A 21,933-nucleotide genomic window follows, 5' to 3' on the forward strand; every position below is an offset into this window, starting at 1 on the left:
ATTGTGATGGTACGTAATAAATTTTTCCTGATTTTATTGTTTATTTTTGGGCAGTTAACTTTCTCTTCTGTCGCCAGGGCAGAGGATAACGCGGCGGATAAAGGTTGGTTCTCAACGTTTACGGATAACGTCGCGCAAACCTGGAAGGAGCCAGAACATTACGATCTCTATATTCCGGCGATAACGTGGCATGCACGTTTTGCCTATGACAAAGAAAAAACGGACCGCTACAACGAACGTCCCTGGGGAGCGGGTTTTGGTCAGTCCCGTTGGGACGACAAAGGAAACTGGCACGGACTGTACCTGATGGCGTTTAAGGACTCCTACAACAAGTGGGAGCCGATTGGCGGTTACGGCTGGGAGAAAACGTGGCGTCCATTAGCGGATGACAACTTCCATCTTGGCCTGGGCTACACGGCAGGCTTTACGGCGCGTGATAACTGGAAGTACATTCCGGTCCCGGTCTTGCTGCCGTTGGCCTCCATTGGCTATGGTCCCGCGACGTTCCAGATGACCTACATCCCGGGAACCTATAACAACGGAAACGTTTACTTTGCCTGGATGCGTTTTCAGTTTTAACTGACAAAACGTAACAAACTGGCGAAAAAATGCACTCTCGTTGAATCATAAAGGATAAAAATCCGTCAACGAAAATTAACGCGACTTTTGTCACTTTTTAGCAAAGATCCGCTGGACAAAAGGTTCCACAATTGATGTACTGATACCCGACACAGCATTTGTGTCGTTTTTTAATGTAAAGGTAATTTTGATGTCTAAGATTAAAGGTAACGTTAAGTGGTTTAATGAGTCCAAAGGATTCGGTTTCATTACTCCTGAAGATGGCAGCAAAGATGTGTTCGTACACTTCTCTGCAATCCAGTCTAATGGTTTCAAAACCCTGGCTGAAGGTCAGCGTGTTGAGTTTGAAATCACTAACGGTGCCAAAGGCCCTTCTGCTGCTAACGTAATCGCTCTGTAATTCAGACGCGTCAGCAAGAATTTCAAAACCCGCTCTCTGAGCGGGTTTTTTTCGTTCTGAATCAACCAATCAGATACATTTTCAGGAAGCTGGCGACGATTGCCACGCTCAGCAAAACCATTCCTGCGCTCATCAACTGTTCTTTCATACTGTCACCCTCGCTCCGTATTACGTCCAGAGTGGCAGAGAAAAATTAAGCCAACATTAACGTCGGGCGATTAATGCGCGCTGGCGGAAGAAAAGAGCCAAAATGCGATCCCGGTCATCGCAAATGAACCGAGCATATTGATGGCAATGTTCGTAAATGCCCAGCCAATGCGACCTTCCTGAAACAGGAACACCACTTCAGCAGAGAAGGTGGAGAACGTCGTTAAACCGCCACAGAAGCCGGTGGTAATCAATACCTTCCACACCGGGTCGATATGTGTCATGCGGTTAAACCAGGCTAGCCCCATACCGATAATAAAGGCACCAATCAGGTTTGCTGCCAGGGTTCCCATGGGAATGGCCTGATGAAGAGGGTTAAACCGCATACTCAAAAACCACCGCGCAACGCTACCCGTGCCTCCGCCAATAAAAACGGCTATAAGTAGTTGTAACACTGTCAATACCTGCTATTGGATGTGTAAGTACGTCGAGTGTAACGCTGTTTTTGACCGGGGGACAAATATGTATGTTGCGGTAGGGCAGTTTGCGGTAACGCCGGACTGGAATGAGAATGCGGGAACATGCGTCTCCCTGATGGCCCAGGCGCGACAGAAGGGGGCATCCTTGCTGGTGCTTCCCGAAGCGCTGCTGGCACGGGATGATAACGATCCTGATATGTCGGTTAAGTCGGCGCAGTCGCTGGACGGGGCGTTTTTACAGCAGCTGCTGGCAGAGAGCACTGGCAATCTCATGACGACCATTTTTACGGTGCATGTACCTTCTGCTCCGGGCAGGGCAGTGAATACGCTTGTGGCTATCCGTGGCGGCGAGATTATTGCACGCTACGCTAAGCTTCATCTCTATGATGCGTTCAACATTCAGGAGTCGCGACTTGTCGATCCCGGCGACAGCGTTTCACCCCTGCTGGAGGTCGATGGATTTAACGTGGGATTAATGACCTGCTACGATCTGCGTTTTCCAGAAATGGCACTGAATCTGGCTTTACAGGGTGCCGACGTCCTGGTATTGCCAGCGGCCTGGGTTAAAGGGCCCCTAAAAGAGCACCACTGGGCGACGCTGTTAGCCGCAAGGGCGCTTGATACCACCTGCTACGTGGTCGCTTCAGGAGAGTGTGGGAATAAGAATATTGGGCAGAGCAGGGTTATCGATCCGTTGGGTGTGACCATCGCCTCAGCAGCCGAAACGCCAGCGCTTTTAATGACTGAGATATTATCAGAGAGAATTGCGCTTGCACGTCGGCAGTTACCCGTTCTTCGCAATCGACGGTTTGCGCCACCGCAATTATTGTGATGTTTTTTTCAACAATGCTTGATTCACCTTGTTACAGATTGCTATTGTGTGCGCGCGTCAAATGTCCGTTAATACGATCGGGTTTTTGGCGCTTAATGCAGCCTGTTTTATGTAAAGAAGGTATCTATGGGTGAGATTAGTATTACCAAACTGCTGGTGGTTGCCGCACTGGTCGTCCTGCTGTTTGGTACCAAGAAGTTACGCACGTTGGGTGGAGACCTGGGTGCTGCCATTAAAGGCTTTAAGAAAGCGATGAATGACGATGACGCGGGCCGCGAAGAAAAGCGCCGAAGATAGTGTTCCTGCAGAGAAGCTTTCGCACAAAGAGTAATGGCAATCCTGCAAGGCTTGCATAAAAAAACCGGCTCATGAGGCCGGTTTTTTTGTGTTTCTGTAAAAAAATATTACAGGTTTATTTTACTTCTTCGCCTTTCGCCTGCATATCGGCGTGGTAGGAAGAGCGAACAAACGGGCCACACGCTGCATGGGTAAAGCCCATCGCCATGGCTTCGGCTTTCATCTCGTCGAACTCATCAGGGCTAACATAGCGCTGTACCGGCAGATGGTGACGGCTTGGCTGCAGATACTGCCCCAGCGTCAGCATAGTGACACCGTGGCGGCGCAGATCGCGCATCACTTCGATGATTTCTGCATTGGTTTCACCGAGACCCACCATCAGACCGGACTTGGTCGGAATATGCGGATGCGCTTCTTTAAAACGCTCCAGCAATTTCAGAGACCAGTTGTAGTCTGCGCCTGGACGCACCTGACGGTAAATCCGCGGCACGTTTTCCAGGTTGTGGTTGAATACGTCTGGTGGGGTTGCGGTCAGGATATCCAGCGCACGGTCCATACGTCCACGGAAATCGGGAACCAGCGTCTCAATCTTGATGCTTGGGCTTTTCTCACGGATGGCAGTAATGCAGTCTGCAAAGTGCTGTGCACCACCATCACGCAGGTCATCACGGTCAACCGAGGTGATAACGACATAACGTAACGCCATGTCGGCGATGGTTTGCGCCAGTTTCTGCGGCTCGTTCACATCTGGCGCAACAGGGCGGCCATGAGCAACGTCGCAGAACGGGCAGCGGCGGGTACAGATAGCACCCAAAATCATAAATGTCGCGGTACCGTGATTGAAACATTCAGCAAGGTTAGGGCAGGAGGCTTCTTCACACACGGAGTGGAGGCCATTTTTGCGCATCGCCGCTTTGATCCCCTGGATACGCGAAGAGTCCGCCGGCAGTTTGATTTTCATCCACTCCGGTTTTCTTAACAGCGCTTCGCGCTCTGTAGCCACGTTTTTAACCGGGATAAGGGCCATTTTATCGGCATCGCGGTATTTAACACCGCGTTCCATCACAATGGGTTTACTCATAGCGTGCGTGTTCCAGTTGCGAATATCGAAGGAAAGCGTTTCAATTCAAGGGAATGTTGTATTTATCAACTATTTTTGAACGAACGACAGGCAGTATATCATTGAAACGGTCGGTAAAGCAGCCTGCCAGGTCGCCAATTTGTAAAATAGTTGTTGTTTTGTGCGTTTTGCCCCGCATACAGCAGGGGCTTGTGCTGCCAGGCGGGTTCAGAAGGCCTGGCGGATAACGTTGATGACGTTTTCCAGTACCGGATCGCGCAGGCTTAGCTTGTTGTAATGCAGCGAAATTTCAAGCGTTTCGTCATTTAACTGATCGAGAGGAATGCTCTCCAGCGGCCAGCATTTGCGCAGCAGGTTAAAGAGGCGCAGAGGCATTACGCACAGCATGTCGCTACTGCCAATCAGGGATGCAACGGTAAACATATTGTAACTGCTGAAGCTCACCTGGCGCTCCGGGAAGAGTTCATCAATGCGCTGCCGTAGCGGGTTGGATCCCTGGCCTTCTGCCATAAAAGAGGAATGCTCGTAGGCACGCAGGTTTTCTAGCGTCAAAGGCGCATTGAACGCGGGATGATGCTGACGGCATACCAGGATCAGGCTGTCGGCGTACAGGACATGCTGGCCTAAAGCCCTTGCACTGAAATTATTGCTGTCAATGATCAGGTCGGTCTGGAACTGCGCCAGCTGGGTTTCAGGATCATTCACGGTGACGTTGCGGATCAACAGCTGCGGCGCATGTTGCTTTATTGTCTTGTAGATAGCAGGCATCACCAGCACGCCCAATGATGGAGAGGTACCAATAGTGATGGTTCTGTGTTTATCGTAGCTGCCCGTGAGGTCCAGCGCACCGAGAATCGATTCCAGTCCCTGGCTAATGTATTCGTGCAGATGTGTGGCATAAGCCGTAGGGGTTACGCCCTGGCCCTTACGTATAAATAACGGATCCGGGAAAATAGCGCGCAGCTTTTGAATTGACTGGCTAATTGCTGAGGGGGTCAGATTAAGAATTTTCGCAGCGTTAACGATACCCTTATGGACATAAACTGCCTCAAAAATAGTCAACAAGTTGAGATCAATATTACGTAAAGTCCGAAAAATTTGTGGCTTATCTTCACCGCCGGGTTCATTCAGGCGTTTGGCTGGTAAATTAGTAGACTCCACGCTTTCACTCCGTATCCATTCACAATATGAATGATAGTTGAATTTATTTATTATGCTTGCAGAGATTCGTAAAGTGTTTCACATGTTTAACGAAAACAGACAGTTGGGTGATTGTCACGCAAGTAATATGGGATCCGCAGGCGGCACTATCAAATTGATGAATAATATGTATCGCTAATATGCGGGCGCTTCGAAAATATAGAATCTGCTGATTGTTGTAAAGCGTAAATGCGGGAAATAGCCGTGGCCCGTCAAATAATCGAGCCACTAGCAAGCATATATTAAGCAGGGATATATTCGTGAGGAGGATTGTTAAGCAGTGCTAAAAAGTTCTTCAAAAGTACAGGACGAATAATATCCGGGGTGGCGGTGGCTACCCACTGGCACATTTGCGTCATCTCCATACCCGCATAGCCGCACGGATTGATGCGCAGGAAGGGGGCGAGATCCATATTGATATTGAGCGCCAACCCATGGAAGGAACAGCCTTTACGAATGCGCAGACCCAGCGAACAGATCTTCATCTCTCCCACATATACGCCCGGCGCATCCGCACGCGGATGGGCATCAATGCCGTATTCTGCGAGGGTGTTTACGACGGTTTGCTCCAGCAGGGTGACAAGTTCACGGACACCCAACTTTCTGCGCTTCAGGTTGAGCAACACGTACATCACCTGCTGACCCGGACCATGATAGGTGACCTGCCCACCACGATCGCTTTGGATCACCGGGATATCGCCTGTCATCAACAGATGTTCGGCTTTTCCTGCCTGCCCCTGGGTAAACACAGGAAGGTGTTCAACTAACCAGATTTCATCGGGTGTGGTTTCATCGCGTGAATCAGTGAAGTCATGCATAGCCTGGGAGACAGGCTCGTAAGGTTGAAGCCCGAGATGGCGGACAAGAATGTTATCCTGGTACAAAACGACGTCTCCGAAGACGGGGAGAAAAGGGTGCGGAAAGTATATCACAGCAGGGAGAGGGGTTACCCGGCAAACCGGGTAACCGCAGAGGGACTACAGCACCATACGAACGATTTCGATATTGCCGAGTTCTTCGTACAGCGTCTCAACCTGCTCAATGTGTGTCGCAGTGATGGTAATAGAAACCGAGTGGTAGTTGCCCTTGCTGCTTGGTTTTACTGACGGAGAGTAGTCACCCGGCGCATGGCGCTGTACCACTTCAACCACCTGATCAACCAGCTCAGGCTTCGCCAGACCCATTACTTTGTAAGTAAATGAGGTAGGGAATTCAAGCAGTTCGTTAAGTTTGGTTTTCATGTCAGCTCCGGCGTAACGTCAAAAAATAATAACTCCCACGTCGTGTGGGAGTTATCAGGATACTTAGTATATGGGGATCAAAATCACACTTTCAAGTGTTCAGTTTTTAGCCAAACCAGTGGTGGAACATCAATTTAATGTAATCAATGATTTTGCTGAAGAAATTGCCTTCAGGAATTTCATCCAGCACCACGAGCGGACGCTGATCGATGGTTTTGCCGTCAAGCTGGAAGTTGATGGTGCCCACAACCTGGTTCTTCTGCAGCGGGGCGTGCAGTTCGGTGGTGTTGAGCACGTAGCTCGCTTTCAGATCTTTCATGCGGCCACGAGGAATGGTCAGATACAGATCTTTATCCACACCCAGGGAAGCACGGTCATTATCACCGAACCAGACTGGCTCTGAGGCGAACTCTTTACCCGCTTTCAGCGGATTGACGGTTTCGAAGAAACGGAAGCCCCAGGTCAGCAGTTTTTTGCTTTCGGTTTCACGGCCTTTGAAGGTGCGACCGCCCATCACGGCGGAAATCAGGCGCATCTGGCCTTCAGTCGCAGAGGCCACCAGGTTGTAACCCGCTTTATCGGTATGGCCAGTCTTGATGCCGTCAACGTTCAGGCTGTTATCCCACAGCAGGCCGTTACGGTTGGTCTGACGGATACCGTTGAAGGTGAACTCTTTTTCTTTATAGATGGTGTATTCGTTCGGGACATCACGGATCAGCGCCTGGCCAATCAGGGCCATGTCACGTGCGGAGCTGTACTGACCGTCTGCGTCCAGGCCGTGTACGGTCTGGAAGTGACTGTTTTTCAGACCCAGTGCGGAAACATAGCTGTTCATCAGGCCAACAAACGCGTCCTGGCTGCCTGCTGCGAAATCTGCCATGGCGACGCAGGCGTCGTTACCAGACTGCAGGTTGATACCGCGGATCAGCTGGGAGACGGGAACCTGCATGCCAGGTTTCAGGAACATCAACGATGATCCTTTGAACACCGGGTTACCGGTCGCCCAGGCATCGTTACCGATGGTAACCAGGTCGGTTTCTTTGAATTTACCTGCCTTCATGGCCTGGCCGATAACGTAGCTGGTCATCATTTTAGTCAGGCTGGCCGGATCGCGACGAGCATCGGCATTCTGTTCTGCCAGAACTTTGCCAGAGTTGTAATCGATCAGGATGTAGGATTCCGCGTCGATTTGCGGAACGCCAGGGATCATGGTCTTGATGTTCAGGTCATCCGCGTGAGCTGCAGAGAGAGCAGCTGCGCAAAGGGCCGCGGTCAGCGCCATGCGCTGCACAAAACGAGCAGAAAAAGTGGTCTTCATGGTCAGAACTACGACATCCGTGATGGAATTAAAAAAAGTGCCTTACTATAGCAAATGCTATACAGGCAGGCATCCGACTTTCATCATGAGATTGTGAATGTGTTTCACACAAATTGACATTTCGGATACCGCCGATTCATTACTTCGCAACAGTGATAAATGACTGGAGCTGCGCTTCACTTTGCAAACGCTGTTGCAGGGAAGCTGCCTGAGATTTGCTGGCAAACGGCCCCATCTGAATACGCCAGACCGCGCCGTTTTGCTCAACGCGGCCCGGGACATCAAACTGCTGGGTTAAGCGCTGCTGATACTGTTGCGCACGTGCCCGATCGCTGACGGCGCCGACCTGAACCACGTAACTGCCGCTTGCGGCCGCAGGGGCGGGAGTACTTTGCGTGGTCGCTGGTGCGGTCACGGGAGCAGGTTGCGTGACTGGGGCTGCGACAACCGGGGCTGGCGTGGGTTCACTGCCTTCAAGAACGCCAGAGGATAAAGTTGTCGGCGCACCGAGGAAACCGCTGCTTTTCACCGGGGCACCGGTACTGTCATCGCTTTGTAACGTATCGTTACTGATGGCGCGGACTTCGCCCTGCGGTTGAGCTGGCTCTGCAGGGGTAGACGCGCCTCCCATTCCGCCACTCAGGTCAGGGCGAGCCGGCAGGGCATAGGTTTGTTTCGCAACAGTCGTACAGGCGGTGCCTGGACCTGAAAGGGTACCATCCTGCGCGACGATAATCGGATCGATACGCACTTTGGTGTTGTTCGAGGTGTTCAGACGGTCAGCCGCTGCGCGGGACAGCGAGATCACGCGGTCATTCCCGTATGGGCCACGATCGTTGATACGCACGACGATCATACGGCCGTTCGCCAGGTTGGTGACGCGAGCATAGCTTGGGATCGGCAGCGTAGGATGCGCCGCCGTGATTTGCATCGGATCGAAGGTTTCGCCTGATGCGGTCAGGTTACTACCCGGCTCGGCATCATAAATGGCGGCAAAGCCAGCCTGGCTGAAACGGGAAGGATCCTGAACAATTTTGAAGCTTTTGCCGTCGCGCTGATAATCCTGATTCGCCGTTGCGTTCAGCGGTTCATAGATCGGATCGGCACCGCTAATTTCGACAATCGGGCCGTTACAGACCGCAGGCTGCGGCGGCGCGACGGTTGCCTGTTGCTGACCATCATCACTTGTGCAGGCTGCAAGTAAACTTGCTGCGATGCAGATCCCCAGCCACTGCTTACGCATTGCGATCCCCTTATTTTTATACGCTTTTGGACAACATTTTTCTGTGGGTATGGATCGACATGACGATACCAAACCCGGCCATCAACACGATCAGTGCCGAGCCCCCGTAACTCACCAGCGGCAGCGGTACGCCTACAACTGGCAGAATACCACTCACCATACCAATATTTACGAAGACATAAACGAATAAAATCAACATCAATCCGCCTGCCATCACGCGACCAAAGGTGGTTTGCGCTCGTGCGGCAATCCACAGACCTCGCATGATCAGCAGCACGTAGAGCGCCAGCAGAATTAAGATGCCAACCAGCCCTAACTCTTCCGCCAGTACGGCAAAGATAAAGTCGGTGTGGCGTTCCGGTAAAAACTCCAGCTGCGACTGTGTACCGTGCAGCCAGCCTTTCCCGCGCAGGCCACCGGAGCCAATCGCAATCTTCGACTGAATAATATGATAGCCCGCACCCAGCGGATCGGTTTCCGGATCGAGGAGCATCATCACGCGCTGGCGCTGGTAATCATGCATCAGGAAGAACCAGAGGATGGGGATAAAGGCGGCAACCAGCACCACCGCGATACCGATCAGACGCCAGCTCAGGCCTGACAGGAACAGGACAAACAGGCCGGACAGTGCGATAAGAATCGAGGTGCCGAGGTCAGGCTGTGCTGCAACCAGCAAGGTCGGCAGGAAAATCAGCACCAGCGCGATCGCGGTATTTTTTAGCGAAGGCGGGCAGACGTCGCGGTTAATAAATCGCGCGACCATCAGCGGTACGGCAATTTTCGCGATTTCCGACGGCTGGAAGCGGACGATCCCCAGATCCAGCCAGCGCTGTGCGCCCTTGGATATCGCACCAAAGGCATCAACCGCAACAAGCAGGATGATACAGAAAATATAGAGGTAGGGCGCCCAGCCTTCGTACACGCGGGGGGGGATCTGCGCCATCACCACCATGATGACCAGGCCCATCGCGATTTGGCCGATTTTGCGCTCCATCATGCCGATGTCCTGACCGCTGGCGCTCCAGATAACCAGGGCGCTGTATACCAGCAAAGCCAGCAGAATCAATAGCATGGCAGGGTCAATGTGGATCTTGTCCCACAGCGATTTTTTATTCGGATTATCCGTCATGATTATTGGTCCTCCGCCGCAGCGGCTGCCGGGTTTTCTGCCGGCAGTTCGGTGTTGTTATCACCCAGCATAATGTGGTCGAGAATTTGACGCATGATGGTACCTACAGCCGGACCTGCACCGCCGTTTTCGAGAATCATCGCCACTGCAACCTGCGGGTTATCATAAGGGGCAAACGCCGTCATGAGCTTGTGGTCACGCAGACGTTCAGCAATTTTGTGCGCGTTATAGGTTTCGTTTGCCTTCAGGCCGAAGACCTGCGCGGTACCCGATTTAGCAGCCACTTTGTAGGGTGCGCCAGCGAAGTATTTATGCGCCGTCCCGTTTGGACGGTTTGCCACGCCGTACATACCGTCTTTGGCGATTTCCCAGAAGCCGGAATGGATATCGCCCACCGGTGCTTCATGCGGCTGGATCCACGGGACTTTCTTGCCATTCTCAACCGTACTTTGCAGCAGATGCGGAACCTTCACTACGCCGTCGTTGATGAGGATCATCATCGCTTTGTTCATCTGCAACGGGGTGGCTGTCCAGTAACCCTGGCCGATCCCGACCGGAATGGTATCACCCTGGTACCACGGCTTCTTAAAGCGCTTCAGCTTCCATTCGCGGGTGGGCATATTGCCAGAACGTTCTTCCGCAAGATCGATACCGGTGTAGTGTCCGTAGCCGAATTTACTCATCCACGTCGACAGACGATCAATACCCATGTCATAGGCGACCTGGTAGAAGAAGGTATCCGCAGACTCTTCCAGTGATTTGGTCACGTTCAGATGACCGTGACCCCATTTCTTCCAGTCGCGGTAACGTTTTTCAGAGCCTGGTAGCTGCCACCAGCCGGGGTCAAACAGGCTAGTATTGCGATTGATCACGCCCGCACTCAGTGCAGAAACCGCAACGTAAGGTTTTACCGTTGACGCAGGCGGGTAAACACCCTGTGTCGCACGGTTCACCAGCGGGGTGTTCGGATCGTTAAGCAGACCGGAATAATCTTTGCTGGAGATACCGTCCACGAAGAGGTTAGGGTCGTAGCTCGGCATGGAGACCATGGCCAGAATTCCACCGGTGCGCGGGTCGGTGACGATAACGGCGGCACGGCTGCCTGCCAGCAGGGTTTCGATATACTGCTGCAGCTTAAGGTCGAGTGTCAGGTACACATCATGGCCCGCCTGCGGCGGAACCTCTTTCAGCTGGCGGATTACGCGGCCACGGTTGTTAACTTCAACCTCTTCATAACCGGTTTCGCCGTGCAGCACATCTTCATAATAACGCTCAATTCCCAGCTTACCGATATCATGCGTTGCGGCGTAGTTGGCCAGCTTGCCGTCTTTATCAAGGCGGTCAACGTCTTTATCGTTAATCTTGGAAACGTAGCCAATCACGTGCGTCAGCGCAGAGCCGTAAGGATAGAAGCGGCGCTTATAGCCTTTCACTTCCACGCCGGGGAATCGATACTGGTTCACGGCAAAACGGGCCACCTGCACTTCTGTCAGGTTGGTTTTGACCGGAATAGACGTGAAGCGATGAGAACGGGAACGCTCTTTTTTAAAGGCGGCGATATCGTCATCGTTGAGATCGACCACGCTTCTCAGCGCGTTCAGCGTATCCTGCACGTTGTCGACCTTTTCCGGCATCATCTCGATTTGATAGATGGTGCGGTTTAAGGCCAGCGGCGTGCCGTTACGGTCGTAGATAATGCCGCGGCTTGGCGCGATCGGCACCAGCTTGATGCGGTTCTCGTTTGAACGCGTCTGGTAGTCGGTAAAGCGGACAATTTGCAGATTATAAAGGTTGGCGATCAGCACGCCGGTCAGCAGCAAAATCCCCGTAAAGGCGACCAGCGCCCGGCGCACAAACAGCGCGGACTCAGCCGTATAGTCGCGAAAAGAATTCTGTAGTTTCATCCGCTGCTTAATCTACCCTGGTCAGTCATTACTCGCGGTGGTAGGGGTGGTTGGTAGTAATGCTCCACGCGCGGTACAGGCTTTCTGCCACCAGCACCCTGACAAGCGGGTGGGGGAGCGTCAGCGCGGAGAGAGACCAACTTTGTTCTGCTGCCGCTTTGCAGGCGGGGGATAATCCTTCAGGTCCGCCAATCAACAGACTGACATCACGACCGTCCTGCTTCCAGCGCTCCAGTTCGTGCGCCAGCTGCGGCGTATCCCAGGGTTTACCTGGAATATCGAGGGTAACGATGCGGTTTTTGCCTGCGGCAGCCAGCATCAGTTCGCCCTCTTTATCGAGAATACGTTTGATATCCGCGTTCTTGCCGCGCTTACCGGCAGGAATTTCCACCAGTTCGAACGGCATATCTTTTGGAAAACGACGCAGATACTCAGTAAAACCGGTTTGTACCCAGTCCGGCATTTTGGTGCCGACAGCGACCAGCTGCAACTTCACGCATTAACCCCAGAGTTTTTCCAGCTCATACAGGCGACGACCTCTCTTCCTGCATGACATGGACAATCACATCGCCGAGATCGACAACCACCCAGTCGGCGGTCGCTTCACCTTCAACGCCAAGCGGTAACAGCCCTGCTGCACGAGATTCCTGAACGACGTGATCGGCAATCGAAACCACATGGCGAGTAGATGTACCGGTGCAGATAATCATGCAGTCGGTGATGCTGGATTTACCTTTAACGTCGATAGCGATGATGTCCTGACCTTTCAGGTCATCAATTTTGTCGATAACAAAATCCTGGAGTGCTTTACCCTGCAAGTTTTCCCCCTGGGTGAATGAGATTATGTAACTATAAATTCGTAGCCAGACAGTATACCTGAACTGACGCCAGTATCGGGACAAATGTCACCGGCCGGGCTTTTGAAGGCGGGTATCATCCCACCCTCCGCCGGAGATTGCATCGCCATTTTTGTAAAACAATTTCTGTAAAGCAATGATCGGCGGGAAAGTCTGGCAGCGGAGGATAACAGTATGGCTTACCCTGTCAAGGCAGGATAATCAATCAGCCGCTTTTTCTTGCCTCAGGCTATGCGTCTGCGCTTTTCTGATACAATCCGTGCTGATTGATATACGCCAGCACTGACGAAGGCAGCATATCGTCACAGGCTAAACCCTGCTGCAGGCGCTCGCGAATGAGCGTCGCAGAAATATCAAACCACGGTGTTTCTGCCAGATAAATTTTCCCGGCTGGCTGATTATGCAGATCTTCCACGTTGTCGGTGAGATGAGCTTCAAGCCATTGCTGGTACTGTGGTTCGCGCATGGTCAGCGGATACCCGGGGCGACGGCACACGAGAAGGTGGCTGTTCTCCAGTATGGTTTCATACTGATGCCAGGTAGGAAAGTTGAGCAGGGAATCCTGACCGATAATAAAGGCCAGCGGTTTATCCGGCCCTTGTTCAGCTCGCCACTCCTGCAGCGTCTGGGACGTCCAGGACGGGGTGTTGCGACGTAACTCCCGTTCGTCAAGACGGAAAAGGGGTTTATCCGCAATCGCCAGCGCGAGCATCTCTTTTCGCTGTTCGCTGGTGGCCTCTGGCTGAGGACGGTGCGGCGGAACGTTATTGGGCATAATGATTACGCGCTGCAGGCCGATCAGATTCGCCAGAATTTCAACCGGCTTAAGATGCCCGTAATGCACCGGGTCGAAAGTTCCGCCGTACAGCGCTTGTAGAGAATGCATGCTATCCATCGATAAATACGTCTGCCAGCGCCTTGTGGCAGAGCAGCAGTGAAAGGCTTTCCAGCTCCGACCAGACCGACTGACCGTAATCTTGTTTCAACGTGAGCTCGGCGCGCATCAAAAGCTGTACAGCCTGGCGCAGCTGTTCATGGCTCAGGCGGTTGATGGCCTCGGTGGTCATCGCCCTGCGGTTTTGCCATACACGGTGTTTATCAAACAGTGAACGCAATGGCGTATGGGCAGACTGACGCTTGAGCGTATTCAGTAACAACAGCTCTCGCTGGAGCGTGCGCAGCAAAATGACAGGTTCACTGCCTTCAAGGCGCAGCTGCTGCAATATGTGTAGCGCGCGTTTGCTCTTTGCTGACAGCAGCGCGTCAACCCAGTGAAATGGCGTAAAGTGGGCTGCATCGTTTACCGCTTGCTCAACACGCGGTAACGTCAGTTTACCGTCAGGCCAAAGCAGAGAAAGCCTGTCGAGTGCCTGCGCCAGCGCCAGCAGGTTACCTTCATAGCAGTAGCAAAGCAGCTGGTTCGCCGCCTCATCCAACTGAAGATTGTGCTGTTTTGCTCGCGCGGCTACCCATTTAGGCAGATGTGCCTGTTCAGGTGTCTGGCAGGTGACCTGCACAGCGTTGGTCGCAAGTTGAGTAAACCACGCTGCGTTTTCCTGCGCCTTGGTGAGCTTGTTGCCGCGCACAATCAGCAGCAGATCGCTGTGTAACAGGCTGACCAGGGTGGCGAGTTGCTCATTCATGGCCGCGTTAGGGCCATTTTCCGGCAGCAGGATCTGGATTGTCTGGCGCGATGCAAACAGGCTCATTGCCTGGCAAAGTGAAAAGACGGCGTTCCAGTCGGTGTTATTGTCCAGTTGGACTGTGTGGTGTTCATCAAAGCCCTGAGCGACCGCCGCATGACGAACGGCATCCAGACTTTCCTGAAGTAATAGAGGATCGTTTCCGAGCAGCAGATACGCCGCGCGCAGCCCTTCATTGAGCTGCGCGCGGAGTTGTTCAGGATACAGCCTGATCATCAGTTACCCATCGACGTTGACATGGTCGGCGCGTTAGCGTCCGGTGTGTCGATAATGTCAGAGCCTTGTTTCGTCGACGCAGCAATGCTTGGCAGTTTACGGATCAGCTGTTCCGCTGCCTTATCATACATTTCGTTGATGATAATCTGCTGCTCGGCATCTTTTGCCAGCGCCGTTTGCGGGTTATCGAAGAACGAACGGTAGACTTTAGTACTGATTGGATAAATATCTTTACCCGGGATCAATACGGCCGCTTTCACGTTAAGCACCATCTGATATTCCGCAGTACGGCCATCCTGGAAGATGGACGCGGTATCTTTAGACAACGTCGAGGTCAGGATGCGGAATGACGGAACATCCTGGCGCAAAGTGCCTTTCTCGATCAACTCAACATCGTTCAAACGGAGCTGGTTACGAACAGCCCGGCTGAGTGGGCCATTTGGATCCGAAGAGTCGAAGATCAACGTTTTCATCTGAGGCGGAACTGCCGTGGTATTGCGCAGATGCCACCCGCAACCTGCGGTGACAAGCACCGCCAGGGATAAGAGTATTGTTGCCAGTTGTCGCACGTTTCCTCCCGCGCTTAGCCAACGACCAGATTAAGCAGTTTACCTGGTACGTAGATCACTTTACGTACGGTAACGCCCTCAAGATATTTTGCAACCAGCGGTTCCTGACCTGCGCGTTCGCGAACCTGCTCTTCGGTTGCATCAACAGCCACGGTGATTTTACCGCGCACTTTGCCGTTGACCTGCACCACAACCAGGGTGGTGTTTTCCACCATCGCTGATTCGTCTGCCACTGGCCACGGCGCGTTGTCGATATCGCCTTCGCCTTTCAGCTCCTGCCACAGGGTGAAGCTGGCGTGTGGTGTGAACGGGTTAAGCATGCGAACAACGGCCAGCAGCGCTTCACGCATGATGGCACGATCCTGCTCGCCATCCTGCGGGGCTTTCGCCAGCTTATTCATCAGTTCCATAATAGCCGCAATTGCGGTATTGAAGGTCTGACGACGACCAATATCATCGGTTACTTTCGCAATGGTTTTATGAACATCGCGACGCAGCGCCTGCTGATCTTCAGTCAGTGCCGCAGCGTTCAGTGCTGGCGCATCACCCTGTGAGGTGTGCTCGTAAACCAGTTTCCAGACGCGTTTCAGGAAGCGGTTAGCACCTTCAACGCCGGATTCCTGCCATTCGAGGGTCATGTCGGCCGGTGAGGCAAACATCATGAACAGACGCACGGTGTCAGCGCCGTAACGCTCAACCATGACCTGCGGGTCGATACCGTTGTTTTTGGACTTGGACATCTTGCTCATGCCGGTGTAAACCAGTTCATGACCTTCAGCGTCTTTCGCCTTCACGATACGGCCTTTTTCGTCGCGCTCAACGATCGCATCAACCGGAGAAATCCAGTTACGTTCGCCGTTCGCGCCTACGTAATAGAACGCATCTGCCAGCACCATGCCCTGACACAGCAGCTGTTTCGCGGGCTCGTCAGAGTTAACCATGCCCGCATCGCGCATCAGCTTATGGAAGAAGCGGAAGTAGAGCAGGTGCATGATGGCGTGTTCGATACCACCGATGTAGATGTCTACCGGCAGCCAGTAGTTTGCCGCATCGGAATCCAGCATACCGTCCTGATACTGCGGGCAGGTGTAGCGCGCGTAGTACCAGGAGGATTCCATAAAGGTATCGAAGGTGTCGGTTTCACGCAGCGCAGGCTGACCGTTGACGGTGGTTTTTGCCCACTCAGGATCGGCTTTGATCGGGCTGGTGATGCCGTCCATGACCACGTCTTCCGGCAGGATCACCGGCAGCTGATCTTCAGGCGTTGGCATGACGGTGCCGTCTTCCAACGTCACCATTGGAATTGGCGCACCCCAGTAACGCTGACGGGAAACCCCCCAGTCGCGCAGACGGAAGTTCACTTTACGCTCGCCTACGCCCAGCGAAGCCAGCTTGTCGGCAATGGCGTTGAAGCCGTCTTCAAAGCTCAGGCCGCTGAATTCGCCGGAGTTGAACAGGGTGCCTTTTTCGGTCAGCGCTTGCTCGGACAGGTCGGGTTCAGAACCATCGGCGGCCAGAATAACGGCTTTAATCGGCAAGCTGTATTTGGTAGCAAACTCGTAGTCGCGCTGATCGTGGCCCGGTACGGCCATTACCGCACCAGTGCCGTATTCCATCAGAACGAAGTTGGCTGCCCACACTGGAATGGCTTCGCCAGTCAGTGGATGTTTGGCATAGAAGCCCGTTGCAACGCCTTTTTTCTCCATCGTCGCCATGTCGGCTTCGGCCACTTTGGTGTTACGGCATTCGTCGATGAAGCGAGCCAGTTCCGGATTGTTCTCTGCCGCTTTCTGCGCCAGCGGGTGACCTGCGGCTACGGCCAGGTAGGTCGCGCCCATGAAGGTATCCGGACGGGTAGTGTAGACGGTCAGGGTCTGGTCGTAGTTCTCAACGTTGAAGGTAATCTCCACGCCTTCAGAACGGCCGATCCAGTTGCGCTGCATGGTCTTGACGGTATCTGGCCAGTGATCCAGTTTATCCAAATCGTTCAGCAGTTCGTCGGCGTAAGCGGTGATTTTGATAAACCACTGTGGGATCTCTTTACGCTCAACTTTAGTGTCACAGCGCCAGCAGCAGCCGTCGATAACCTGTTCGTTCGCCAGAACGGTCTGGTCATTCGGACACCAGTTAACGGCGGAGGTCTTCTTATACACCAGGCCTTTTTTGTACAGCTCGGTGAAGAACTTCTGCTCCCAACGGTAATATTCCGGGGTGCAGGTTGCCAGCTCGCGGCTCCAGTCATAGCCAAAGCCCAGCATTTTGAGCTGGTTTTTCATGTATGCGATGTTGTCGTACGTCCACGGCGCCGGTGCGGTGTTGTTTTTAACCGCCGCGCCTTCAGCAGGCAGACCGAATGCATCCCAGCCGATTGGCTGCAGGACGTTTTTGCCCAGCATGCGCTGGTAGCGTGCAATCACATCACCGATGGTGTAGTTACGCACGTGGCCCATGTGTAGTCGACCAGAAGGATAGGGAAGCATCGACAGGCAGTAATACTTCTCTTTGCTCTCGTCTTCGGTTACTTCAAAGGTGCGCTTCTCGTCCCAATGTTGCTGGACTTTTGATTCTATCTCTTCCGGGCGGTATTGCTCTTGCATGGCAGCCAGTGGTCCTGTTTTCAATACAGCTACTAAATGTAGCCAATGGATGTGGTGATTCAGATCCGCATAGCATAGCCCAAACGCCCGCGTCAAAACAGCCTTTCGCACAAATGCACTTTGCAGGAATTTACCGGGTCTGTGCTTCACCTGACAAAGCGGCGGCGAAATAAGGTCTATTATTAGAAATAGTTACTTACCCGGGAGGCAAAATGATGAACAAGGTTGCTCAATTTTACCGCGAACTGGTATCGACACTGACGGAACGGCTGCGCAACGGCGAGCGCGATATCGACGCGCTGGTCGAACAGGCTCGCTCCCGGGTGGCGCAAACGGGTGAGTTAACGCGAACCGAAGTGGAAGAGGTGACGCGCGCCGTGCGCCGTGATCTGGAAGAGTTCGCGCGCAGTTACGAGGAGAGCCAGGACGAGGTCGCGGACAGCGTCTTTATGCGGGTGATTAAAGAGAGTCTGTGGCAGGAGCTGGCGGATATCACCGACAAAACGCAGCTGGAGTGGCGCGAGGTGTTTCAGGATTTGAACCACCACGGCGTCTACCAGAGCGGTGAAGTGGTGGGGCTGGGGAACCTGGTCTGCGAGAAGTGTCATCACCATATTGCGGTGTACACGCCGGACGTGCTGCCGCTGTGTCCGAAGTGCGGGCACGATCAGTTCCAGCGTCGGCCGTTTGAGCCATGAATAAAAGCAAAACGGCAACTCCGTTGCCGTTTTTTGTGTTTGCGCCCTCTCCCTGTGGGAGAGGGCCGGGGTGAGGGCATCAGGCCGCAAAAGGTAAAAGCAAAACGGCAACCCCGTTGCCGTTTTTAGTGTCTGCTCCCTCTCCCCGTGGGAGAGGGTTGGGGTGAGGGCATCAGGCCGCACTATAGTAAGCCAGTCTCTCCGCCAGCAAATCCACAAACGCCTCCCGGTCGATATCCACCATCACCGTTGTATTCGGTTTATTCCCCGTCAGCGAGTAGTAGTCCACCACCGTCATGCCCTGGGTGTATTTTCCCTGCGTCTCAACGCCAACCCATCTGTCCACCGTGGTGAACATCTCAGGTTTTAACAGCCAGGCAATGGTGCACGGGTCGTGCAGCGGTGCGCCGTGGAAGCCCCACTTCTCGGCTTTGTGATACTCCATAAAGAAGTCGAGCAGTTCGGCCACGGTTGTCGCAACCGGGTTGCCCACCGAGCGGAAGCGCTCAATATCGTCCGCCATAATCTGCGCGCGGTGGGTAACATCCAGCCCCGCCATCACAATCGGTAATCCTGACTGGAAGACAATCTCCGCCGCTTCCGGGTCGACAAAGATGTTGAACTCCGCCGCAGGCGTCCAGTTCCCCAGCCCCATGGCCCCGCCCATCATCACGATCCGGGCAATTTTATTATGCAGCTCAGGATGGCTGTTCAGCAGCAGCGCAACGTTGGTTTGTGGTCCGGTTGCCACCAGCGTTACGGGCTCCGCGCTTGCGCGCAGCACCTTCGCCATCAGCTCGACGGCGGTACAGTTTTGCGGTGCAAACCCCGGCTCCGGTAGCGTAGGGCCGTCCAGCCCGCTTTCACCATGAACGTTGTCGGCAATAATCAGCTCGCGCATCAGCGGCTTCACGGCCCCGCCCGCAACCGGAATATCGGTGCGTTTAAGCAGCGTGAGCATGCGCAGCACGTTGCGCAGGGTTTTTTCAGGCGTCTGGTTTCCGGCGGATGAGGTGACGGCTTTTACGTCGAGTTCAGGGGAGGCAAGTGCAAGGACGAGTGCGATCGCGTCATCATGACCTGGATCGCAATCGAGAATGATCGGCTGTGCCATAGGGTTCTCCATTCTTAGCGTTATTTGTGACAAGGTTAACGCTGCAATGTGACGCCGACGAGAAGCAGAGTGTGAAAGCGTGAAGCAGTGCGCAATCCGCAGATCGCGCACCGGGAAGATTAGTGCAGGATTTTGGCGAGGAAGTCTTTGGCGCGGTCAGATTTCGGGTTGGCAAAGAACTCTTCTTTCGGAGAGTCTTCCACAATTTTCCCTTCGTCCATAAAGATCACGCGGTTGGCCACTTTACGGGCGAAGCCCATTTCGTGGGTTACGACCATCATGGTCATCCCTTCGTGCGCCAGCTCGACCATTACGTCCAGCACTTCGTTGATCATCTCAGGATCGAGCGCCGACGTTGGCTCATCAAACAGCATCGCCACCGGATCCATACACAGCGCGCGGGCGATCGCCACGCGCTGCTGTTGGCCGCCAGAAAGCTGTGCCGGGAACTTATCGGCATGTGCCGAGAGACCCACGCGTTCCAGGAGCTTCAGCCCTTTCTCGCGCGATGCCTTTTTATCACGCTTAAGCACTTTAACCTGTGCCAGCGTCAGGTTCTCGATGATAGAGAGGTGAGGGAACAGCTCAAAATGCTGGAACACCATGCCGACGTGTGAGCGAAGCTGAGCAAGATTGGTTTTCTTGTCGTTCACTTTGGTACCGTTGACGACAATTTCACCCTGCTGCACCGGCTCCAGGCCGTTAACGGTTTTGATCAGCGTCGACTTACCGGAGCCGGACGGCCCGCACACCACGACGACGTCGCCTTTTTTCACTTCGGTGGAGCAGTCGGTCAGCACCTGAAAGTGCCCATACCATTTCGAAACATTTTTCAGGGAAATCATTATACAGTCCTTTTCTTCAGCCAGCTGACCAACAGCGACGCGCTTAAACTAATCACAAAATAGACCCCACCCGCGAAGAGGACCATCTCAACCTGCGTACCATCACGCTCGCCGATGGTGGACGCGGTACGGAAGAAGTCTGCCAGGCTCAGGACGTAGACCAGAGAGGTATCCTGGAACAGCACGATGCCCTGTGTCAGCAGGAGCGGAACCATGGCGCGGAACGCCTGCGGCAGAATAATGAGCTGCATGGATTGCCAGTGGGTCATCCCCAAAGCCAGTGCGGCGCTGGACTGCCCGCGGGAGATACTCTGAATGCCCGCACGGATAATCTCGGAGTAGTAAGCGGCCTCAAACATCGAGAATGCCACCATGGCGGAGATCAGGCGGATATCGGTTTTCGGCGACAGTCCCAGTACGTTCTGCAGGAAGCCGGGAACAATCAGGTAAAACCACAGCAGCACCATCACCAGCGGAATGGAGCGGAAGACGTTAACGTAGGCAGTCGCAAACCAGGCGAGGGGTTTAAAGCTCGACAGGCGCATCACCGCCAACAGGGTGCCCCAGACGATACCGATGATGATGGCGATCACGGTGATCTTTAAGGTGATTACCAGGCCATCCAGCAGGTAAGGCATGGATGGAACGATAGAACTCCAGTCAAATTCGTACATTATTTGCCCCCCAGATTGCCCGGCAGGCGAATTTTGCGTTCAACCAGGTTCATCACCAGCATGATGAAAGCGTTAATCAGAACGTAAGCGAGGGTAATCGCGGTGAAGGATTCCCACGCGTGGGCGGAGTAGTCCAGCAGCTTACCCGCCTGCGCCGCCATATCCACCAGACCAATCGTCGAGGCGATGGCCGAGTTTTTCACCAGGTTCATCATCTCTGACGTCATCGGTGGAACGATAACGCGATAGGCGTTAGGCAGCAGAACGTAACGGTAGGCTTGCGGCAGCGTCAGGCCCATCGCCAGAGCCGCGTTCTTTTGCCCGCGCGGCAGTGATTGGATAGCTGCACGCACCTGTTCGCAAACGCGCGCGGCGGTGAACAGCCCCAGGCACAGCATGGAAGAGACAAAGAACTGAACGTTAGGATCCAGTTCCGCCTTGAACCACATGCCGATATTTTCCGGCAGCAGTTCCGGAATGACCAGATACCAGGTAAAGAACTGCACGATTAGCGGAACGTTACGGAACAGTTCCACGTACAGGGTGCCGAGTGTTGAAAGAAAGCGATTGGGAACGGTGCGCAGAATACCGAACAGCGAACCGACAAGAAACGCGATAATCCACGCCGTTATCGATAGCGCAACGGTGACCTGAAAGCCGCTCCACAGCCAGCCAAGATAGGTGGTGTTGCCGAACGGGGCTTGTTGCAGAAAGATGCCCCAGTTCCAGTCAATTGACATAATAAACTCCAGAAAAAAAAGGGTAGCAGCGCTACCCTCGAAGATTGGTGAGAAGCTCATTTTCGCGCTG

22 protein-coding genes and 2 pseudogenes are annotated in these 21,933 nt (G+C 53.6%); 5 read left to right on the plus strand and 19 right to left on the minus strand.

Annotated elements, in window-relative coordinates; genetic code table 11:
* The first annotated feature begins 6 nt into the window (after positions 1-6).
* Positions 7-579, plus strand: coding sequence for a lipid IV(A) palmitoyltransferase PagP (gene pagP, locus EXW94_RS16200; protein ID WP_172411113.1), 573 nt, complete (start codon positions 7-9; stop codon positions 577-579).
* A 190-nt stretch (positions 580-769) separates the two neighbouring features.
* Positions 770-979, plus strand: a complete 210-nt coding sequence (cspE, locus tag EXW94_RS16205) for a transcription antiterminator/RNA stability regulator CspE (RefSeq protein ID WP_002439184.1) — start codon at positions 770-772, stop codon at positions 977-979.
* A 218-nt stretch (positions 980-1,197) separates the two neighbouring features.
* Here cspE and crcB read toward each other — a convergent pair whose 3' ends face one another.
* Positions 1,198-1,581 carry a fluoride efflux transporter CrcB gene (crcB, locus tag EXW94_RS16210; protein ID WP_089598882.1) on the minus strand — a complete coding sequence of 128 codons (384 nt, stop codon included), beginning with the start codon at positions 1,579-1,581 and terminating at the stop codon, positions 1,198-1,200.
* A gap of 67 nt (positions 1,582-1,648) precedes the next feature.
* On the opposite strand from crcB, the gene EXW94_RS16215 reads away from it, so the two are divergent.
* Positions 1,649-2,437 (plus strand): deaminated glutathione amidase, encoded by a 789-nt coding sequence (locus EXW94_RS16215; protein WP_174340550.1) that lies wholly within the window; start codon positions 1,649-1,651, stop codon positions 2,435-2,437.
* Positions 2,438-2,563: 126 nt separating this feature from the next.
* Positions 2,564-2,768: pseudogene (gene tatE / locus EXW94_RS16220) on the plus strand (twin-arginine translocase subunit TatE).
* A gap of 81 nt (positions 2,769-2,849) precedes the next feature.
* Here tatE and lipA read toward each other — a convergent pair.
* From lipA to leuS, 14 genes and pseudogenes are all read right to left on the minus strand, one after another.
* On the minus strand, positions 2,850-3,815 hold the full coding sequence (gene lipA, locus EXW94_RS16225) for a lipoyl synthase (RefSeq protein WP_010428570.1): 966 nt from the start codon (positions 3,813-3,815) through the stop codon (positions 2,850-2,852).
* 207 nt (positions 3,816-4,022) lie between these two features.
* Complete coding sequence (locus EXW94_RS16230; protein WP_010428572.1) at positions 4,023-4,976, minus strand: YbeF family transcriptional regulator; 954 nt, start codon at positions 4,974-4,976, stop codon at positions 4,023-4,025.
* Positions 4,977-5,257: 281 nt separating this feature from the next.
* The gene (gene lipB, locus EXW94_RS16235) at positions 5,258-5,899 is read right to left on the minus strand and encodes a lipoyl(octanoyl) transferase LipB (protein ID WP_010428573.1); all 642 of its coding nucleotides are present in this window, start codon (positions 5,897-5,899) and stop codon (positions 5,258-5,260) included.
* A gap of 93 nt (positions 5,900-5,992) precedes the next feature.
* A complete protein-coding gene (ybeD, locus tag EXW94_RS16240; RefSeq protein ID WP_006177135.1) occupies positions 5,993-6,256 on the minus strand; it encodes a DUF493 family protein YbeD in 264 nt (87 codons plus the stop codon).
* Between the two features lie 106 nt (positions 6,257-6,362).
* Entirely contained in the window at positions 6,363-7,574 is a 1,212-nt protein-coding gene (gene dacA, locus EXW94_RS16245; RefSeq protein ID WP_042715190.1) for a D-alanyl-D-alanine carboxypeptidase DacA, read from the minus strand.
* 139 nt (positions 7,575-7,713) lie between these two features.
* Complete coding sequence (gene rlpA / locus EXW94_RS16250; RefSeq protein ID WP_120159139.1) at positions 7,714-8,817, minus strand: endolytic peptidoglycan transglycosylase RlpA; 1,104 nt, start codon at positions 8,815-8,817, stop codon at positions 7,714-7,716.
* A gap of 16 nt (positions 8,818-8,833) precedes the next feature.
* Positions 8,834-9,946, minus strand: coding sequence for a peptidoglycan glycosyltransferase MrdB (gene mrdB / locus EXW94_RS16255; RefSeq protein ID WP_042715186.1), 1,113 nt, complete (start codon positions 9,944-9,946; stop codon positions 8,834-8,836).
* A 2-nt stretch (positions 9,947-9,948) separates the two neighbouring features.
* Entirely contained in the window at positions 9,949-11,850 is a 1,902-nt protein-coding gene (mrdA, locus tag EXW94_RS16260) for a peptidoglycan DD-transpeptidase MrdA (protein ID WP_089598886.1), read from the minus strand.
* A 28-nt stretch (positions 11,851-11,878) separates the two neighbouring features.
* A complete protein-coding gene (gene rlmH / locus EXW94_RS16265; protein ID WP_003858701.1) occupies positions 11,879-12,346 on the minus strand; it encodes a 23S rRNA (pseudouridine(1915)-N(3))-methyltransferase RlmH in 468 nt (155 codons plus the stop codon).
* A gap of 3 nt (positions 12,347-12,349) precedes the next feature.
* A pseudogene (gene rsfS, locus EXW94_RS16270) lies at positions 12,350-12,668 on the minus strand (ribosome silencing factor).
* A 268-nt stretch (positions 12,669-12,936) separates the two neighbouring features.
* Positions 12,937-13,602, minus strand: coding sequence for a nicotinate-nucleotide adenylyltransferase (gene nadD, locus EXW94_RS16275; RefSeq protein WP_089598887.1), 666 nt, complete (start codon positions 13,600-13,602; stop codon positions 12,937-12,939).
* Positions 13,595-14,626, minus strand: coding sequence for a DNA polymerase III subunit delta (gene holA, locus EXW94_RS16280; protein WP_174340551.1), 1,032 nt, complete (start codon positions 14,624-14,626; stop codon positions 13,595-13,597). The genes nadD and holA overlap by 8 nt, the downstream gene beginning before the upstream one ends.
* On the minus strand, positions 14,626-15,195 hold the full coding sequence (gene lptE, locus EXW94_RS16285) for an LPS assembly lipoprotein LptE (protein ID WP_041951371.1): 570 nt from the start codon (positions 15,193-15,195) through the stop codon (positions 14,626-14,628). Before lptE ends, holA begins: the two co-directional genes overlap by 1 nt.
* 14 nt (positions 15,196-15,209) lie before the next feature.
* Positions 15,210-17,792 (minus strand): leucine--tRNA ligase, encoded by a 2,583-nt coding sequence (leuS, locus tag EXW94_RS16290; RefSeq protein ID WP_174340552.1) that lies wholly within the window; start codon positions 17,790-17,792, stop codon positions 15,210-15,212.
* Between the two features lie 215 nt (positions 17,793-18,007).
* On the opposite strand from leuS, the gene EXW94_RS16295 reads away from it, so the two are divergent.
* Positions 18,008-18,490, plus strand: coding sequence for a zinc ribbon-containing protein (locus tag EXW94_RS16295; protein ID WP_174340665.1), 483 nt, complete (start codon positions 18,008-18,010; stop codon positions 18,488-18,490).
* A 172-nt stretch (positions 18,491-18,662) separates the two neighbouring features.
* On the opposite strand, the gene rihA is transcribed toward EXW94_RS16295, so the two are convergent.
* The 4 genes from rihA to gltJ all read right to left on the minus strand — a co-directional run bounded on the left by rihA (position 18,663) and on the right by gltJ (position 21,863).
* On the minus strand, positions 18,663-19,604 hold the full coding sequence (rihA, locus tag EXW94_RS16300) for a pyrimidine-specific ribonucleoside hydrolase RihA (protein ID WP_174340553.1): 942 nt from the start codon (positions 19,602-19,604) through the stop codon (positions 18,663-18,665).
* Positions 19,605-19,723: 119 nt separating this feature from the next.
* Entirely contained in the window at positions 19,724-20,449 is a 726-nt protein-coding gene (locus tag EXW94_RS16305) for an amino acid ABC transporter ATP-binding protein (protein WP_010428605.1), read from the minus strand.
* Positions 20,449-21,123, minus strand: coding sequence for a glutamate/aspartate ABC transporter permease GltK (gene gltK, locus EXW94_RS16310; protein ID WP_042718003.1), 675 nt, complete (start codon positions 21,121-21,123; stop codon positions 20,449-20,451). Before gltK ends, EXW94_RS16305 begins: the two co-directional genes overlap by 1 nt.
* On the minus strand, positions 21,123-21,863 hold the full coding sequence (gltJ, locus tag EXW94_RS16315; protein ID WP_010428609.1) for a glutamate/aspartate ABC transporter permease GltJ: 741 nt from the start codon (positions 21,861-21,863) through the stop codon (positions 21,123-21,125). The genes gltK and gltJ overlap by 1 nt, the downstream gene beginning before the upstream one ends.
* Positions 21,864-21,933: the final 70 nt, after the last annotated feature.

Origin of the sequence: Enterobacter sp. JMULE2, from assembly GCF_013337145.1 — a bacterium.
GTDB lineage: Bacteria > Pseudomonadota > Gammaproteobacteria > Enterobacterales > Enterobacteriaceae > Enterobacter > Enterobacter mori.